Origin of the sequence: Solimonas marina, assembly GCF_012241385.1 — a bacterium.
GTDB lineage: Bacteria > Pseudomonadota > Gammaproteobacteria > Nevskiales > Nevskiaceae > Solimonas > Solimonas marina.
Genome location: NZ_JAAVXB010000008.1, coordinates 125,741 through 142,375, shown reverse-complemented (window position 1 = coordinate 142,375; position 16,635 = coordinate 125,741). Strand labels below are relative to the sequence as shown.

14 protein-coding genes are annotated in these 16,635 nt (G+C 63.9%); 8 read left to right on the top strand and 6 right to left on the bottom strand.

The window, feature by feature from the left end; translation table 11 throughout:
* Window positions 1-50: 50 nt before the first annotated feature.
* Window positions 51-731, top strand: coding sequence for a TetR/AcrR family transcriptional regulator (locus tag G7Y82_RS14515; RefSeq protein WP_168148853.1), 681 nt, complete (start codon window positions 51-53; stop codon window positions 729-731).
* A 32-nt stretch (window positions 732-763) separates the two neighbouring features.
* Here the strand turns inward: G7Y82_RS14515 and G7Y82_RS14510 are convergent, their stop codons facing one another.
* The 6 genes from G7Y82_RS14510 to G7Y82_RS14485 form a co-directional block, all read right to left on the bottom strand.
* A complete protein-coding gene (locus G7Y82_RS14510) occupies window positions 764-2,596 on the bottom strand; it encodes a CocE/NonD family hydrolase (RefSeq protein ID WP_168148852.1) in 1,833 nt (610 codons plus the stop codon).
* A 54-nt stretch (window positions 2,597-2,650) separates the two neighbouring features.
* Entirely contained in the window at window positions 2,651-3,673 is a 1,023-nt protein-coding gene (locus G7Y82_RS14505; protein WP_436286677.1) for a formylglycine-generating enzyme family protein, read from the bottom strand.
* Window positions 3,674-3,679: 6 nt separating this feature from the next.
* Window positions 3,680-5,350 (bottom strand): sulfatase-like hydrolase/transferase, encoded by a 1,671-nt coding sequence (locus G7Y82_RS14500; protein WP_168148851.1) that lies wholly within the window; start codon window positions 5,348-5,350, stop codon window positions 3,680-3,682.
* A gap of 5 nt (window positions 5,351-5,355) precedes the next feature.
* Entirely contained in the window at window positions 5,356-6,321 is a 966-nt protein-coding gene (locus tag G7Y82_RS14495) for an SGNH/GDSL hydrolase family protein (RefSeq protein ID WP_168148850.1), read from the bottom strand.
* Window positions 6,318-7,199 (bottom strand): NmrA family NAD(P)-binding protein, encoded by an 882-nt coding sequence (locus tag G7Y82_RS14490; protein ID WP_168148849.1) that lies wholly within the window; start codon window positions 7,197-7,199, stop codon window positions 6,318-6,320. Before G7Y82_RS14490 ends, G7Y82_RS14495 begins: the two co-directional genes overlap by 4 nt.
* 204 nt (window positions 7,200-7,403) lie before the next feature.
* Entirely contained in the window at window positions 7,404-8,141 is a 738-nt protein-coding gene (locus G7Y82_RS14485) for a FadR/GntR family transcriptional regulator (protein ID WP_168148848.1), read from the bottom strand.
* Between the two features lie 229 nt (window positions 8,142-8,370).
* Here G7Y82_RS14485 and G7Y82_RS14480 point away from each other — a divergent pair, with 229 nt between their 5' ends.
* From G7Y82_RS14480 to G7Y82_RS14450, 7 genes are all read left to right on the top strand, one after another.
* Window positions 8,371-8,868, top strand: coding sequence for a DUF2147 domain-containing protein (locus G7Y82_RS14480; protein WP_168148847.1), 498 nt, complete (start codon window positions 8,371-8,373; stop codon window positions 8,866-8,868).
* The gene (locus G7Y82_RS14475; protein ID WP_168148846.1) at window positions 8,865-10,601 is read left to right on the top strand and encodes a sulfatase family protein; all 1,737 of its coding nucleotides are present in this window, start codon (window positions 8,865-8,867) and stop codon (window positions 10,599-10,601) included. The genes G7Y82_RS14480 and G7Y82_RS14475 overlap by 4 nt, the downstream gene beginning before the upstream one ends.
* Window positions 10,602-10,625: 24 nt before the next feature.
* Window positions 10,626-12,029 (top strand): DUF1254 domain-containing protein, encoded by a 1,404-nt coding sequence (locus G7Y82_RS14470; protein ID WP_168148845.1) that lies wholly within the window; start codon window positions 10,626-10,628, stop codon window positions 12,027-12,029.
* Between the two features lie 34 nt (window positions 12,030-12,063).
* Window positions 12,064-13,479 (top strand): DUF1254 domain-containing protein, encoded by a 1,416-nt coding sequence (locus G7Y82_RS14465; protein ID WP_168148844.1) that lies wholly within the window; start codon window positions 12,064-12,066, stop codon window positions 13,477-13,479.
* Window positions 13,480-13,527: 48 nt separating this feature from the next.
* Window positions 13,528-14,697 carry a SphA family protein gene (locus G7Y82_RS14460; protein WP_168148843.1) on the top strand — a complete coding sequence of 390 codons (1,170 nt, stop codon included), beginning with the start codon at window positions 13,528-13,530 and terminating at the stop codon, window positions 14,695-14,697.
* Window positions 14,698-14,733: 36 nt separating this feature from the next.
* Window positions 14,734-15,576, top strand: a complete 843-nt coding sequence (locus tag G7Y82_RS14455; RefSeq protein ID WP_168148842.1) for an SDR family oxidoreductase — start codon at window positions 14,734-14,736, stop codon at window positions 15,574-15,576.
* A 92-nt stretch (window positions 15,577-15,668) separates the two neighbouring features.
* The gene (locus G7Y82_RS14450; protein ID WP_168148841.1) at window positions 15,669-16,610 is read left to right on the top strand and encodes a universal stress protein; all 942 of its coding nucleotides are present in this window, start codon (window positions 15,669-15,671) and stop codon (window positions 16,608-16,610) included.
* The last annotated feature ends 25 nt before the right edge of the window (window positions 16,611-16,635 follow it).

Genomic DNA, 16,635 nt, shown 5'->3' with positions numbered 1-16,635 from the left:
CTCACCCCGGGAGCCGACCCGTGACGAGCCCCAAAAAGAATTCGAAAGCAATGCCCGCGACTCAGCCGGCCGCCGCGCCAGAGCGCGAACAGCGCGGCGCGCGGCGCAGACGTGAAACGCGCATCAAACTGATGGATGCCGCGTTCCGGTTGATGGCCGAACGCGACTTCGCGGCGATCAAGATCAACGAAATCACCGAAGCGGCCGACGTTGGCATCGGTTCTTTCTACAACCACTTCGAGACCAAGGAACTGCTCTACGCCGCGGTCTGCGACGCCGTCTTCGAACAGTTCGGCGACGCGCTCGACGCGCTGGCGAGTGAACTCAGCGATCCCGCCGAAATCATTGCGGTGTCGATACGGCACACCATGCGTCGTGCGCAACGTGAGCCACTGTGGGGACGCTTCCTGGTCCGCGAAAGTCATACCTCGAACGCCTTCAGCAAAGGGCTCGGCGCGCGTCTGTTGCGCGACATCGAGCATGGCTCGAAGCTGCGCCGCTTCAAGACACCAGACCCGCTGCTGAGCGTGATCGGCGTTGGCGGCACGGTACTCGCCGCCATCTCCGCGACCTCTCAGCTGTCGGTCCCGCAGCCTGAAGCTCGCCTGCCGTTCGACGTTGACGTTGCAACACTGCCGGAACGCACCGCGACGGCGGCGCTGCAAACCCTCGGCTTGACGTACGAAACCGCGCGTCGCATCGCCCATCGACCGTTGCCGGTCGACGATTGAAACCGCCAACGATGTCGCGCGCATTCGCCGCCTCATAGCGGCGCCCCCGTTATTTTCAACGGTGCGGCATCGACCCTCGGCAATTCGATCCGAGAAGGGTGCTCGCGATCGTGATAGAGCACCTGTTCGGATGGCAGCAACGGTGTCCGGCCAACTCCTCGTGCGAAGCGCGGAAAGTTCGACGACGAGATTTCCACCCGTAGCCGATGCCCGGCGGCGATTTCCACGCCAAGGTTGCCGAGCGGCAGCTCGCAAGCAAACGGCTGCCCCGCGGCGACGGGTTCGGCCGTCGACGAATCGCCGAGGCAGTGCCGTGAATCGACCGCGCTGTCAACCAGATTCAACGCCGTACCGTCGGGCCGCACATCGACGAGCTTGACCGTAAACGTACTGTCGCTGGTGTGTGTCGATACCCAGAGCCGAGCGCGTGCAGGGCCGACGAAAGCCTCTGCCTTCGCGAATGGCGCGCTGCTGTAACTCAGCACGTCGGCACGCCGCTCGACTGCCGATTGATCGTAGATCCCTGACGGCACGTCCGTGCCGCAGCACAGTGCCCCGCCCTGCGTCGGCACTGGGTGTTCGGGATCGTAGCGGTAGCGATCAGCCACTTCGTCCCCGGTCGGCGCATCGCGCGACAAGGTGCCCGCATCCGCGTCGCGTCGCAGGTAATACGGCTGCCATTGTGTGCCCGGCAAGGGATACTGCGCGGCGCCAATCCAGTAGCCGCTACCCTTGGTGCCGCGATCCCCGGGCTGCATCACGTACAGTTGCACGGCCGGACGTTTGCTGTAGCCGTCACCCACGCCTTTCAGCCAGTAGTCCCACCACTTCAGCTCAGGCGAGGCAAACCACAGCGGCCCGAACCGGTAATGCACGGCATTGCCCGGCCCGCAGCGCGTATGGCAGAACGGCACCATCACCAGACGGCTGCCGTTGCGTGCAGTCGCCGTCGCGGCATGCGCCTGCAGTCCCTCGAAGTTGTCGATCACCCCGCCGGCAAAGATGTCGTACCAGCCACCGCGCGACAACACCGGCACCTGAATCGACGAGTACGCGCGATGCAGGTCGATCTTCGCCCAGTAATCGTCATACTGCGGATGGTTCAGCCAGTCCCGCACATACGGCGGTAGCGCGTCCGGGGCGAAGCGGATCCGGGCATCGACGCCGGCACCGGATACCTGATCCGGTTTCAAGGTGGCGGCCCGCGCCTTCATCCACGCCTTGGCCTGACGGTCGGCTTTGGATGGCGGCAAGCCGTTGGCCAGCAGTTGCCGGTGGTAGGCGTCGGCCGCCAACGCGACGCCAGCCCAGCTCTCGATGAAGTGTTGCTCGAAGACGCCGTTCGTATAGACCCAGCCGTTGTGATAGTCGGCGCCGGTGGCCGTCGTCATCACTGCCACCAGATGCGGCGGTTCCGCCGCCGCTGCCTGCAGCGCCGTCACCCCGAGGTACGAGACGCCCCACAGTCCGACCTTGCCATCCGACCACGGTTGGGCCGCCGCCCACTCGACCGCGTCGTAACCGTCGTTGCGCTCCTGAAAGAACGGATTGAACGTACCGTGCGACAAGCCGGTGCCACGCACATCCTGACTGACAACTGCATAGCCGTGCGCAGCCATCATCCGAGCGGCAATCGCAAACGGCATATCGCCAAGAAAGTGATAGGGATTGCGCATCATGATCACCGGCAACGGCAGGCGCCCGAAGCGCGGCAGGTAGACGCGCGTGTAGAGCCGAACGCCGTCGCGCATCGGCACCTGCTCGACACGAACCTTGACCAGCGCGGGCGGACCCAAAAACCAGACAGCCGCCAAGGCCAGCAGAATCACGACCATCGTCGCCCCACGGATCAACAATCCTTTCAAGTCGAAAACTCCCCTTTCATCGTGATGGGCAATGAAAACGACATGCCGATGCCGCTAACCGGCTCGCGGCGCGCCGTTTGGTGTTGCGAGACGCACGAGACGAAATCCGATATGGCTGGTGCCCAGACCCTCGTCATGCGGCTGTCTTGCCGCAGGCCGGTAGCGCATGCAGAAATTGGCCGCACACAGGAACGATCCACCCTTGATCACACGTGACGGCACATTCGGATTATTCGGGTCGAAACTGCGTAGGCCGACCGGATAACGATGGCTGGGAAAGTACAAATCCGTCGTCCATTGCCAGACGTTGCCGACCATGTCGTAGAGGCCATAGCCGTTGGCCGGGAAGCACCCAACCGGCGACGTACCGATGAAGCCATCGGCATCGCTGTTGAAAAACGGGAACACGCCCTGCCAGACGTTCGCGCGCGGGACGCCATGCGCGACGGCCGCTTGCGCTGTCGCCGTGCCAGATGCACCGCCACCTCGCGCCGCATATTCCCACTGCGCCTCGCTCGGCAACTGCAACCCGGCCCAGGTGGCGTAAGCCTGCGCGTCCGCATACGCGATCTGCACGACGGGGTGGTCGGCCTTGCCTCGCAAATCGCTGCCCGGCCCTTGCGGATGCCGCCAGTCGGCGCCCGCAACGAAGTGCCACCAGCGCACCGGGCGACCATCGTCCACCGCACTCGGCATTTCGAACACCGCACCGCCGGCAGGCTCGACCTTGCCGCTGACGGTCTGTCCGCCGCGCTCCCCCACCGTGCGATAGCCCGTCTCGCGCACGAAGCGCGCGAACTGCGCATTCGTCACGTCATGACGGGAGATCCAGAAATCGCCGACCGAGATCTCGACCGGCGGACCTTCCTCAGGATAGACACCGCCGGCGCCCATCTCGAAACGGCCACCATGAATCAGCACCATCCCGTCGTCGGGCGCGTCCGATACGGCGATCCCGCACCGCGGCTCAGAACGCGGCTGCGACTGGAGTCGATGCGCCGATGCGTAGCCGGCCGCGCCCAGCGCCGCGAGCACGATGCCGGCCACCCAGGTCCTGATGCGCGTCACCGATCGCATGCCTTTTTAGTTGTACCAATAAGCGTAGGCATCACCGGGCTTCATCGGCACGCCCAGAGGCTGATCGATCGACACGGGTACCGCGAAAGTCGAGGGCCACAACGGCTTGGCCTGCTGCCGACTGATCGATTCGAGGATCGCCGTCATCTGCGCAAGGCGTTGCGGCTGCGCATCGGCAAGATTGTGTCGCTCGGTGGGGTCGGTATCGAGATCATAGAGCCAGTCCTTCTTCGGCCGTTCCGTACGCTGTAGCTTCCAGCCGTCCTGGATCAGTACCGCGTCACCGCCGGAGCGCCAGAAAAGATTGTGGTGTGGAGTTCCGCTCTTCTCGCCCGTGAGATACGGGAGAATATCGACCCCATCGTTGACGCGATTCGGCGGTAGCTGTGTACCGGCCGCAGCGGCGGCGATCGCAGCGATGTCGACATGCGCCACCGGCGGCGCGAACTGCGAGCCCGGCTTGATATGTCCCGGCCAGCGCATGAAGAACGGCACGTGCAGGCCACCTTCGAAGAAGGTCGCCTTCCAACCGCGGTAGGGCTTGTTGATGTCGGGCAAGCCGATCACATGCGTCCCACCGTTGTCGCTGGTGAAGATGACAATGGTGTTGTCGTCAAGGCCTTCCTTCTTCAGTTCGGCCATCAGGCGGCCGACGTTGCGATCGAGGTTGACCGTCATCGCCGCGTGGACACGCAGCGTGTGATCCTTGATCTGCGGCAGTGCGTCATAGTCCTCGCGCGTCGCTTGCAGCGGCGCGTGCACTGCGTTCGGGGCGAAGTACATGAAGAACGGCCGGTTGCGATTCGCGTGTATCGCATTGATCGCCTCGTCCGTCAGGTAATCGGTCATGTACCTCGTCGGCGCGAAACGCGGCGAGCCGTTGTACTGAACCGACCACGATGCGCCGGCCCACAAATACTTCTCTGTCGGCGAAAACGAAACCATCGCGTTGACGGCATCCGGGTCGTCCTCCTTGAGATACATCGACGCACCAGGAATGAAGCCGAGTGCTTCGTCGAACCCCTTGTCTTCCGGGCGCGCCCCGGGCGCCCCACCCAGATGCCACTTGCCGATCTGAATGGTGTGATAGCCGGCGTCGCGCATCACATCGGCAACGGTGACTTCGTCGCGCGGCATGGCCTCATCGTCCATCGGCGGCAGTTTCTTGAGCGCCGCGTCGTCGACGATGACCGGATGCAGCTCGGTCGTCTTCTTGCCCGCACCGAGCTTCTTGATCAGCTTGCCGTAGATCGCCGGGGTCGGCGTGAATTCGAAGCCAAAGCGCGTCGCGTACTGACCGGTCAGAATTGAAGCGCGCGACGGTGCGCAGGTGGCATTGCCCGCATATCCATTGAGGAACTCGACGCCCTGCTCGGCAATCGCGTCGATGTTCGGCGTCTTCACCGTACCGTCGGCGAGTCCGCGATCATGCAAGGAAATGCCGTTGTAGCCCAGGTCATCGGCCAGCACCACGATCACGTTCGGGCGCCGATCAGCGACGTTAGGCGCTGCTTCTTTTGGCCCCTGCTCCCATGCCACGGCGTGATTCGGCTCGACATGCGCCTTGGTCAGACGTACGAACAACAACGACGCCTGCATCGGAAAGATCGCAACCACCACACCCGCGACGATCACGCATAACAGCAGGACCGCACCAAATTTCAATGTGAACCTCATGATTTTCACAATCCAGGTTTTGTTGTTTTCGGGGGCGCATCGGCAGCGGGGTCGGCGCCGCCATCCTTTCGAGGCCCACTCAGTTGCGCGTCGATCGCCGTCGCGATCGCCCGCATCGCGGCGATGGTCGGGTGATAGGCCACTGGTCCATAGGTACGCAGCGGATCCCCGGGTAGCGTCCAGCCGAACACCCAGGGCTCATTCGCACAGACGTCGTGCTCGCGGCTCAGTACTGAAGCCTGAACCAGCAGCGCGCCGCTGTCGGCCGCGGCCTTGGCCGTGATCTCGCTCATGCGCCGCGCGACGTGACGACCACGCGCCAACTGCGCATTGCTCAGCGGCAAGCGCTCCGGACAGCCCGCGCCGTCTGGCAAAACCGTCGCGTAGTCGACGAACACCAGCGTCGCTGCCGGCGCGCGCTGCCGGATCGTGTCGGCAAGCCGCCGCAAATTTATGGCCAGGGCTTCGAGTTTGGCGTCGACGGCTGCATCCGGCGTCGGTCGACGGGTACCGAACTTCCAGAACCACGGCACGCCGCCGGGCGCGTTGCGCCACGACCACGCGACCAGATTGCGGATGTAGTCGACATCGTTGCCGCCGATGGTCACGGTGACCAGTCGGGTCTGCGCCGTCACGGCGTCGATCTGACGCGTCATGAACGGATATTGGCGACGATCCAGGATGTGCGCCGTGGTTGCACCGCTGCAGCTGCGATCGAGCAACTGCAAGCCGCGACGCGCCGCGAGCAGGTGCGGATAGTCGTTGAGCGACCGGTAGCAGAGCCAGGCGCTGCGCGGATCCTGTGGCTCGACACCGGGCCCGGATGCGAACGAGCTGCCCAGCGCGACATATTCGGCGGTCCCAGCCGGCTCTCGTTGTGCCTGGACCCAAAACCAGCGCGCAATCCGCGCCGCGAGCAGCAATAACGCGAAGGTCAGCAGCAATGCCGCCAGCAGCAGCAGGCGCTTCATGAGGGAACGAATGCGGCGCGGTGCCGCTCCAGAAACGTTTGCATCGTCCGCGGCGCACGACCGAGCAAGCGCGACAAATCAGTCGAGGTATAGGCACCAAGGCCGGCGCGATAGACACAGCGCACCATCTCGAGATTGTGCTTGACCTCCTCCGCGTCGACTCCGGCCAGTCGCTGCGCAACGCCGGCCAACCAGACCGGCGGCGACCGATACCGCACGCGGTGACCGACGACCGCTGACAGGGTTTGGGCAATCTCCTGCATGCGCCAAGCCCGTTCGCCGGTCAGCGAGTACGTGCGGCGATCGTGCCCGCCCGGCGCCAACAGAATCCGGGCCGCGGCGGCGGCCACATCGTCGGCATCGACCATCGCGATCGACTGCTCGCCGAACGGCGCCGTCAGTTCGCGATGCTGTGCAATGCGGCTGGCGAATCTCAGCAGGTTCTGATGAAGAAAGGCCGGCCGCAGAATCGTGTACGGCAGGCCGGAGCGCTGTAGTGCGTCTTCGATCGCCAGATGCTGGCGCGACACCTGCAGCGGCAACTCCGGACGCATGTAAGGCCCGCCGGATAGTTTGACGATATGCAGCGGCGTCCGCGAACGCGATATCGTCACGGCGGCATCAATCACGGCGATCTGGTTTTTCGCCATCTTCGCGTCATGCGACGACAGCAGAAACAGGGCTTGCACACCTTGCAACGTCGCCATCAAGCTTGCCGGTACCTGCATATCGGCTTGAACGCAGCGCGCACCGGCCGGCAATACCGCAAGCGCCCGGGCCGGATCTCGAACCGCACACCGATAGGGCGCATCCGCTGCCGAGAGTTCAGCGCACAGCCGCTGCCCAATAGTGCCCGTGGCACCAAATACCGTAATCAAGATGCCGCTCTCCTCTCATCATCCGTATTTCGTCGCCGCACGTCTTCGTGTCGACGACGCCGCGACTGATCGCGGTTATCCGTAGCACTTGCCGCCCGGCAAAGGGGCAGCGCAGCCGTTCACGGCTGGCGACGGATCGAGTGGCGGAGCGCCTGTAACCCGCCGGCCATCAAGGCCTCAGGGCAGAGCGGCACATGCGTCAGATCAGACGCCCAGCACCAATGTCAACGCGTGGTCGACCTCCTTGAGCAGCGCCGTCATTGCCTTGCGCGCGCCCTTGTCGTTACCGAGCAGGATGGCATCGGCGACCTTGGCATGCGCATCGATCGCCAGCTGCGCGAGTTCGTAGACATTGGCTTTCTTCATCTGCTCAACGATCTTCGGGTCGTCGATCGCCTGCGTAGACGTTTCGCGGCTTAGGGTCACTGCCCGACGCAGCTTGGCGGCGAACTCCATCAGCAAGGGGTTGCCGCAGGCATGCGCAATCGACAAGTGAAAATTCTCGTCGGCCGCCTTGAACAGATCGACGTCCTCACGCTCGACCGCCAGGCGCATGTCGGCCATCGCCTCGGCGACGCGCGCACGCTGCCCGTCATCGGCCCGCAACGCCGCCAGTGCCGCGGCTTCCGGCTCGACGACGCGGCGCATTTCCGTCACGTGATGCAGGAATTCGGCGCGCGCCGGTGAATTGGCGACCCAGCGAATCACCGCGGCACTGCCGTATTCCCAGCTCTCGCGCGGCAACACCTGCGCGCCGACTTTCGGACGCGACAACACCAGCCCGCTGGCCGTCAGCTGATAGAGCGCCTCGCGCACGACCGTGCGGCTGACGCCGTACGCGCTGGCCAGATCGAGTTCGCCGGGCAGTGAGCTGCCCGTCGGATAGTCACCATTGATGATGGCCTGGCCGAGATCCTCGAACACCGCATTGGACAGTTTCACGCGCACCACAGGCGTGATGCGATCAACGCCGGCAACCGCGACGTTCTTTGTTTGAGCCCCACCAGACAGTAGTGACGAAGTCCGTGTCACGTTCGACTTGCGCATTTCGAATTTCCGTATATTGTATGACAAATAAACCAGATTACAAGAAACCAACCGGACAAAACGTTGGTGATGATGCCACCCCCTTGAGAAGGTGGCGAATATTTGACGTGCGAGGAGAATCCGCTTGTTGAAACGTTCAGACCGTATTGGAGCGCGTGCGCGGCTGTTGCCCGTCTCCACCATCGCGCTATTGGCACAGATATCGATTGCACATGCAGCGACGGTGTCGCCGCTCGGCGACTGGGTCACGCCGGACCGTGAAACCGGCAAGCCTCGGTCGGTCGTGCGTATCGAAAAAGATGGCGACATATTGGTAGGCCGTATTGTTCGCGGCATCGGCCACTTCGAGCAGGCTGAAAAAACATGTTCGAAATGTACCGACGATCGCAAGGACAAGCCGTTGCTGGGTATGGACGTGATCCGCGACGCCCGCGAGCAGGACGACGGCGATCAGCAACAGTGGTTCGGCGAGATTCTCGACCCCGACAGCGGCAAGGTCTTCAAGCTGCGGATGCGTGTCGAAGCCGATGGCAACACGCTGGAGCTACGCGGTTATCGGGGCACGCCTATGCTCGGACGCACCATCGAATGGAAGCGCCTGCCGCCGGGAGCGCAGCCGTGACCGTCTCGCGTCGCGCCGTAATCGGCGGCATCGGGGCCCTGACACTGGCCGGCGCGGCCGGCATCTGGGCGCATCGTCGTCGCGGCAATCAGCCGCGGCTCAAGCTGCCGCCAAACGCCGGCGCCAAGCCGTACAACATCCTGCTGATCAGCAGCGACGAGGAGCAGACCTGGTCACTGCTGCCGGCCGACCTCATCGAGCGCTATTGCCCCGGCCGCGCCCGCATTCGTCAGGAAGCGTTGAGCTTCACACGCGCGTTCACGCCAACCCCGATCTGCTCGACTGCGCGGGGCTGCCTCTACTCCGGGCAGCATTCGCAGAACAATGGTCTGTGGGAAAACATTCCGCTGCCGTATGCGCCACCGATGAAGCGCACCGCGCCGACGCTAGGCACGCTGATGAGCGCGGCCGGTTATCGCACCGGCTATTTCGGCAAGTGGCATCTCAGCCATCTTGCGACCAAGGATCATCAGCCGTGGCCAGCCGACCAGGTTCACGAGGAGATCGTCAGCTACGGCTTTGACGAAACCGGAACCGATCGCGAGCACGACGGCATGCTCAACGGCCATCGCGACGATCCCGACACCGGGGACAAGGCCGTCGCCTTCGTCAAGTCGCGTGCCGACGATGCGCAGCCGTGGTTCGCCGCCGTGAATCTGGTCAACCCGCACGACATCATGTTTTACACGTCGGGGCCGGCGATGACGGCGACGCGCAAGATCACCTATCCCGACGCGTTGAGTCGCCCCCCGGAAACTCCGTTGTACGAGCAGCGGCTCGGCTACCCACTACCGGCCAACTTCGGCCCCGGCACCTTGTCCGGTAGCGTGCCGGCGGCCACCGAATTCGCAAAGTGCACGGACATCGCGCTCGGGGCCTTTCCTTATGACGACGCCGCCGCCTGCGACGATTTCGTCAACTACTACTACAACTGCATCCGCGAGAGCGACGAGCAGATCGTGCGCCTGCTCGATGCGCTCGACGCCAGCGGCCAGGCCGACAACACCATCGTCATCTTCACGTCCGATCACGGTGAAATGCTGGGTGTGCACGGTCTGCGCACCAAGGGTGTGCTGCCGTACCGGGAAGCGGTGCAGGTGCCGCTGCTGGTCCGGCACCCGCAATACCGGCAGTCTCGCGATACCGCAACGCTGGTCAGCCATATCGACATCGCACCGACCCTGCTCGGTCTCGCCGGTGTACCGGCGGCAACCGTGGCCCGCGAGGTTCCGGAGCTGATCGGGCGCGACCTGACGCAGGTCATCACCGAACCCGGTGCGGCCGGGCCGCGCGACGGTGGCGACGGCCTGCTGCTGCACTGGACCAGCCTCGCCTATCAGGACCACGTCGCGGCATTGGGCTTCGACGCCGAACGCAAGAACGGCGGTGGCGGCAATCCGCTGGCGCTGCTCAAACCGCAGTTTCGCGGCGTGATCAAAAAGCGCGGACAGATGCGCGGCGTGTTCGACGGCCGCTACAAGTTCTCGCGCTTCTTCGCGCCGACCGAGCACAACACGCCGCAAAGCTGGGAACAGCTGATGGCGCTCAATGACATCGAGCTCTACGACACCCAGACCGACCCGGGCGAGAACCACAACCTCGCGCGTGACCCGGCCGCCGTGCGCGATCTGGTGATGCGGATGAACGCCAAGCTCAATCGCCTGATCGCCAGCGAGATCGGCATTGATGACGGGCGCTACATGCCCGGACCCAGCGCCATCTGGCGCGCGTAGCCCGCATTGCTCAGGACGCATCGCATGCCTGCCTCCAGCCCCCGAGTTTTCAAGCCGCTCAAGTTTGCACTGCTGACGCTCGTCGTCATCGTCGTCTTCGTTGCTGCATTGATGGCAGTCAAAGGCCGCTTCATTCGCGACGCGGCCAAGGCGTATCTGTTCGCCTACCCACTGGTGACGATGGACGTCACGCGCGAGACCGGCGCCGATGCCGGGAATCGCCTGCACCGCGCGCGGACCCTTCCGGATGCGGCATTTCGCGCCATTGTGCGGCCGAACGTCGACACCTTGTACGCCTTCGCCTTTCTCGACATGCGCGACGGTCCATTCGTGTTCGAAACCGGCGAGAACCGCGAACGCTACGAACTCACGCAGCTGCTCGATGCGTGGACCAATGTCATCGCCAGTGTCGGCACACGCACGCCCGGACCTGAAGCAGCGCGCTACCTGATCGTAGGGCCGGACTGGCACGGCACGGTACCGGACGGCATGACGCCGATCCACACGCCGACCCGCATCGTCTGGCTGCTCAACCGCATCCAGACCAACGGCACCACGGACTATCCGCGAGTGCACGATATTCAAGACCAGTTGCACCTGGTCACGCTGCAGCAATGGGCCGCACACCCCGAACTGCCCGGCGCCGGGCTGGCCCCGGGGCGCGATATCGACATGCAATTGCTGTCCGGCGATAACGCCAAGCCGCCGCCGTTCGTGCAGGTCCAGCAACTCGACAGCATGGCCTACTTCGCACGCTTCGCGCGGCTGTTGGCCGACAACCCGCCGGCACCGGACGACGCGCCGATGGTGAAACAGCTCGCATCGATCGGCATCGTGCCCGGGCAGGCGCCGCACTGGGGCTGGCTCGATCGCAATTGCGCGCGGCTCGGCAGCCTGCTGGCGCGCGTCGGCATCGCGATCAAGCGCCACTCGTCGCGCGACACCGTCGGCGGCTGGTGGACGCCGCCGATGACGCTCGGCCGCTACGGCACCGACTATCCGCTGCGTGCGGTGGTGGCGATGCTCGGCTTCGGCGCCAATATTCCCGAAGACGCGGTCTATCCCAATGCGCGGGAAGATGCCGATGGCCGCACGCTCAACGGCGATCACCGCTATCGCCTGCACTTCAGCGCCGATCAGTTGCCGCCGGTGCACGCCTTCTGGTCGGTCACCGCCTACACCACCGGCGCCTACCTGATCGCGAATCAGCCGCGCTTCGCCATCCACGATCACGACCCGCTGGTCTACAACGCCGACGGTTCGCTCGATCTGTACATCAGCGCCGCACGCGACGACACGACGCCAGCAGCGAACTGGCTGCCGGTACAGCGCGGCCAGGACTTCGAACTGACGGCACGGCTGTACTGGCCGAAGCCGGCCGTCCTGAACGGCCAGTGGCACCCGCCGCCGATCGTGCGGCTGGACTGAGCACGTCTCTCCGCTTTTGACATCGAGATTCATCATGACGCAACCGAAGTCCAGCAAGACCCGCCCGCTAAAGTTCGCATTCGCCGTAGCCGCAGCGATCGTTGTGGCGATCGGCGCCACATTGGCAATCAAGGCGTCCTTCATCAAGACCGCTGCCGAAGCCTATCTTTTCGGTTATCCGCTGGTGATCACCGATGTGACGCGTGTCGCCTCCGATGCGTTCGTCGAACCTGAAAACGTATTGTTTCGCAAGCGCCGCTTTCCCGATCCGAAGTTTCACGGCGTCGCACGTCCGAATGTCGACACGCTCTACACCAATGCGTTCATCGACATGAACGATGGTCCGTTCGTGTTCTCGATGGCGCAGAACACCGAGCGCTACAACCTGATGCCGCTGCTCGACGGCTGGACGAACGTCTTCGCCAGCCTCGGCACGCGGACCTACGGCACCGCCGCCGCGACCTATCTGATCGCCGGTCCCAAATGGCATGGCCAGGTTCCGGATGGCATGAAGCTGGTGCAGTCGCCAACCCGTATCGTGTGGCTGATCGGCCGCACGCAGACCAACGGCAAGGACGACTATCCGCTGGTACACAAAATTCAGGATGGCATCCACCTGGTCAAGTTGAGCGACTGGCTGGCCCATCCCGACGACCCCACTGCGGCCGAGCCGCGCAGCGACGACACCGATCCCGAAACGCGCCCCGGCGCGAAACTGCCGACGCCGCCGATCGAGCAAGTGCGGCAGATGTCGGCCGAAGTGTTCTTTACGCGCTTAGCGGCACTGATGGTCGACAATCCCCCGGCTGCGATCGACGCCCCCATGATGGCTCGGCTCGCCGGCATCGGAATCGCGCCGGGACAAGCACCGCAGTGGGGGCTGATCGATCGCCTGTGCGCGAACCTCGGACGCAAGCTTGCCGATCACAAAGTTGCCGTGGCGCAGCGTCAACCGCGTGCGACTGTCGATGGATGGTGGACACCGCCAGCGTCTCTCGGCGTCTATGGCACGGACTATCCGATGCGCGCCGTCGTGGCGATGGTCGGTCTAGGCGCCAATCAGCCGGCCGATGCCATGTACCCGAACACCGACGAGGACCTAGACGGTCAAAAGCTTGACGGCAGTCACAGCTACCACATGCACTTTGCCGCGGGTGCACTACCGCCGGTCGACGCGTTCTGGTCGATTACGGCCTACGGCCCGGACGACTTTCTGATTCCGAACGACGAACACCGTTATGCCATCCGCGACCGTGATGCCCTGAGCTTCAACGCGGACGGCTCTCTCGATCTGTATTTCGGGCCCACGCTGCCGACCGGCGCCCCCGAAAGCAACTGGCTTCCGGTCAAGCGTGGCGAGCACTTCCTGCTCAACGCACGCTTGTACTGGCCGAAGGCATCGGCACTGAACGGTAGCTGGCATCTGCCGCCGGTCAGAAGAATGGACTGAAGTTCCACAAAAACAAGACTGCACAATTTGTATTCGGAGGAGCAACACATGCGCATCAAAGGCAATACTGCCGCAACAGCAATGGCCATTACACTCGTATCGGCCGGTGGCGCGGCGCTACACGCGCCGGCCGCGCTGGCCGCCGAGGGTTACCGACTACACCAACCCGCTTTCCCCCTCATGGGTGGTGAAATGGCGTCGACGACCGAACATCTTGGATTCTTTGGCACCGCAGCCACCAGCTACGGCAACTCGTACAAGGTGGTCGGCAATGACGGCCACCGCATCTCCAGCCCCGGACAGACGATATCGCTGCCAACCTCAGCACTGACGGGCGGCGCGATTCCAGACGGCACTTACAACGTGGCTGTCGAACCCGCGGATATTGACTACAGCCAGCACACACTGCAGATGAACCTGATCGTCGGCTATCTGTTCCAGACTGGCATCGAAGGGGGGCGCGTCGCACTAACACTCAACCAGCCGTATCAGCGCAGCAGTCGTGATGTTTCAATATCGCCGCAAGCCGTCGCGATCACCCCGACGCCACCCGCAAGCCTGCCGCCAGCGCTAAGCAATGCGCTCAACAACATCGTCAATTCAGTCGCCAATCAAGTCTCAGACTCACAGCAACAGCAGCTCGATTACCAGAATCGCGACGCCAATGGCTTCGGCGATTCATTGCTCGCAGTCGTCTACGCACAAAACCTGCTGGACAACCGCCTGAAGCTGGCCGGCGGCGTCTCAGTCTCGGTCCCGGATGGGGAGTACAAAAGCGACCGTGGCCCCAACCCTGGCTTCAACTACTACACCACGCGTCTCGAAGCCCTGTCGACTTACTCTTTCGGGAATCAGCGTGGCGATGTCTTCTCTGGCCTCACCATCGGTGGCCGTGTTGCCTACGGCTGGAACTCGAAGAACAAGGACAGCGACTACAAGACTGGGCAGTTCTTTAATGCCGAGTTTGCTGCAGAAAAGGTTAATGGCAACTTCGCATTCGGCATTAACGCCTACGCACTGATCCAAACGACTGACGACAGCGGTGCCGGCGCACCCACGACGCCATTTCGCTATCGCGCGTACGGTGCCGGCCCATTCATCGCGTTCAAGCTCAGCCAACGTAATATCGGGCTAAACCTGAACTATGCCGATACCTTCGGCGCCCGCAACGCACAGGTCGCACGCGCAGTCTCGCTACGCCTGATCAAGACCTGGTAACGACACCACCCACTGTAAGCGCAACAGGAAATCATCGTGCAAGCCGCATCGACATCGAACGACAAGGTCATCCTCATCACCGGTTGCTCGTCCGGCATCGGTCGCGCACTGGCCGAGGATCTGTTGCGCAAGGGCTGTCGCGTCGCCGCCACGGCGCGGCGCCCGGAAACACTCGCCGGGCTCGACGGCGATGCGACGCGGCTGGCGCGCATTGCATTGGACGTCGATGATCCGGCGCAGATCGAAGCGGCCGTTCGTCAGACACATGAGGCGTTCGGCCGCATCGACATTCTGATCAACAACGCCGGCTACGGCTTGATGGCGCCGTTGATGGAAGTCGACGCGGCAATGCTGCAGTCACAGCTGATGACCAATACCGTCGCACCGCTGCTGCTGGCGCGCGCCGTGGCACCGATCATGCGCAATCAGGGTGGCGGCGTCATCGCCACCATCGCCAGCGTGTCCGGCATCGTCGGCACGCCGTTCGCGGGCGCGTATTGCGCGTCGAAGGCCGCGGTGACGGTGATGTCCGACGTGCTGCGTGTCGAGCTCGCCCCGTTCGGCATCCGGGTCGTCACCGTGCAGGCCGGCGCCGTGCGCTCCGGCTTCGGCGATGCCGCCGCATCGCGCGTGCCACCGCTGAGCAAGGATTCCTGGTACCTGCGCCAGTACGACGCCATCCGTGCCCGTGCGCAAGCGTCGCAAGGCAAGTCACTCGACGCCGGCGTATTCGCCGACTGCCTGAATCTGCAGCTGCTGTCCGGCCAGCCGCAGCCGGTGATCCGGCTCGGACCGATGAGCCGCTCGCTGCCGATCCTCAAGACCCTGCTGCCGGCACGCAGCCTGGATCGAATCATGAGCAAGCGCTTCGGGCTCTGAGCGTTTCGGCCGCCGCGCCGTGGCATTGATGCCGATCAATGCCACGACGTCGTCCCGGTCGCAGTCTGCGCTCAGACCGAGTGGAGACTGCGATGAAATCGTATGAACGTATCCTGCTGATCGCCCGTGCCGGCGGCGGCGCATCACCGGCGATGCGGCAGGCCATGTGGCTGGCGCATCGCAGCGGCGCCGCCCTGCACGTCTTGCTGCCGCTGCACAGCATGGCGCTCGACGTCGTCGATCGTCTGCGTCAGGCGGGTTCGGGCACCGTGCGCGACGGCTTGCTTCGCGAGCACCGCGACGCGCTGCGCACTGCGCTGTCCGGATACGCCGAACTCCAGGTGGCGACCACCGTGGAAGTCATCTGGACCGATGTGCCGGGTGAGGAGATTCGCACGCACGTCATCGAGTCGCACAGCGATCTGGTCGTCAAAGATGTCGAGCTTCCGCATGGGCTACGGCGCATCTTGACCACGCCACTGGACCGCGAGCTGCTGCGTAGCTGTCCGGTGCCGGTATTGCTGGTCCACTCTGGCCGCATGACGCCGCGCCGTATCGTCGTTGCCGTTGACGTCATGGCGCCCGATGCCGCGGCGCAGACCATGCGTCAGGCACTCGCCCTGGCCTATGCGGCTGACGCCGAACTACATCTGGCCTACGCCGCGCTACCGATGAGTGCGCTCGATGCCAGCGGTGCGGTGGTCCCATCGATGACCGCGGAAATTTACGAAACGCTCTGCCAGGTCCACCAAGACCGCTTCAAATCGTTCGCCGACGCGCACGGCATTGCACCGGCACGCCGTCACTTCCGCATCGGCCCGACCGCCAGCGCGATCGTCGACTGCGCTGAAACCCTGCATGCCGACGCCATCGTCCTCGGCAGCAACGACCGCCACCGTTTCGAGCGGCTGTTGCTCGGCAGCACCGCCGAAGCACTGATCGGTGAAGCCAGCTGCGACCTGCTGGTCGTTACCGCCGAGGCGCGGCATCACGACACCACGCCACGCCGCGACCTGACAGTCGACGCGCCATGAACGACAAGGCGAGCGGCGGGCAGAC

Excerpts from the sequence above, each read along its gene's own strand:
- G7Y82_RS14515 (WP_168148853.1), top strand. The coding sequence starts at position 51 with ATGCCCGCGACTCAGCCGGCCGCCGCGCCAGAGCGCGAACAGCGCGGC.
- G7Y82_RS14505 (WP_436286677.1), bottom strand. The coding sequence starts at position 3,673 with ATGCGATCGGTGACGCGCATCAGGACCTGGGTGGCCGGCATCGTGCTC.
- G7Y82_RS14500 (WP_168148851.1), bottom strand. The coding sequence starts at position 5,350 with ATGAGGTTCACATTGAAATTTGGTGCGGTCCTGCTGTTATGCGTGATC.
- G7Y82_RS14495 (WP_168148850.1), bottom strand. The coding sequence starts at position 6,321 with ATGAAGCGCCTGCTGCTGCTGGCGGCATTGCTGCTGACCTTCGCGTTA.
- G7Y82_RS14470 (WP_168148845.1), top strand. The coding sequence starts at position 10,626 with ATGCCTGCCTCCAGCCCCCGAGTTTTCAAGCCGCTCAAGTTTGCACTG.
- G7Y82_RS14465 (WP_168148844.1), top strand. The coding sequence starts at position 12,064 with ATGACGCAACCGAAGTCCAGCAAGACCCGCCCGCTAAAGTTCGCATTC.
- G7Y82_RS14460 (WP_168148843.1), top strand. The coding sequence starts at position 13,528 with ATGCGCATCAAAGGCAATACTGCCGCAACAGCAATGGCCATTACACTC.
- G7Y82_RS14450 (WP_168148841.1), top strand. The coding sequence starts at position 15,669 with ATGAAATCGTATGAACGTATCCTGCTGATCGCCCGTGCCGGCGGCGGC.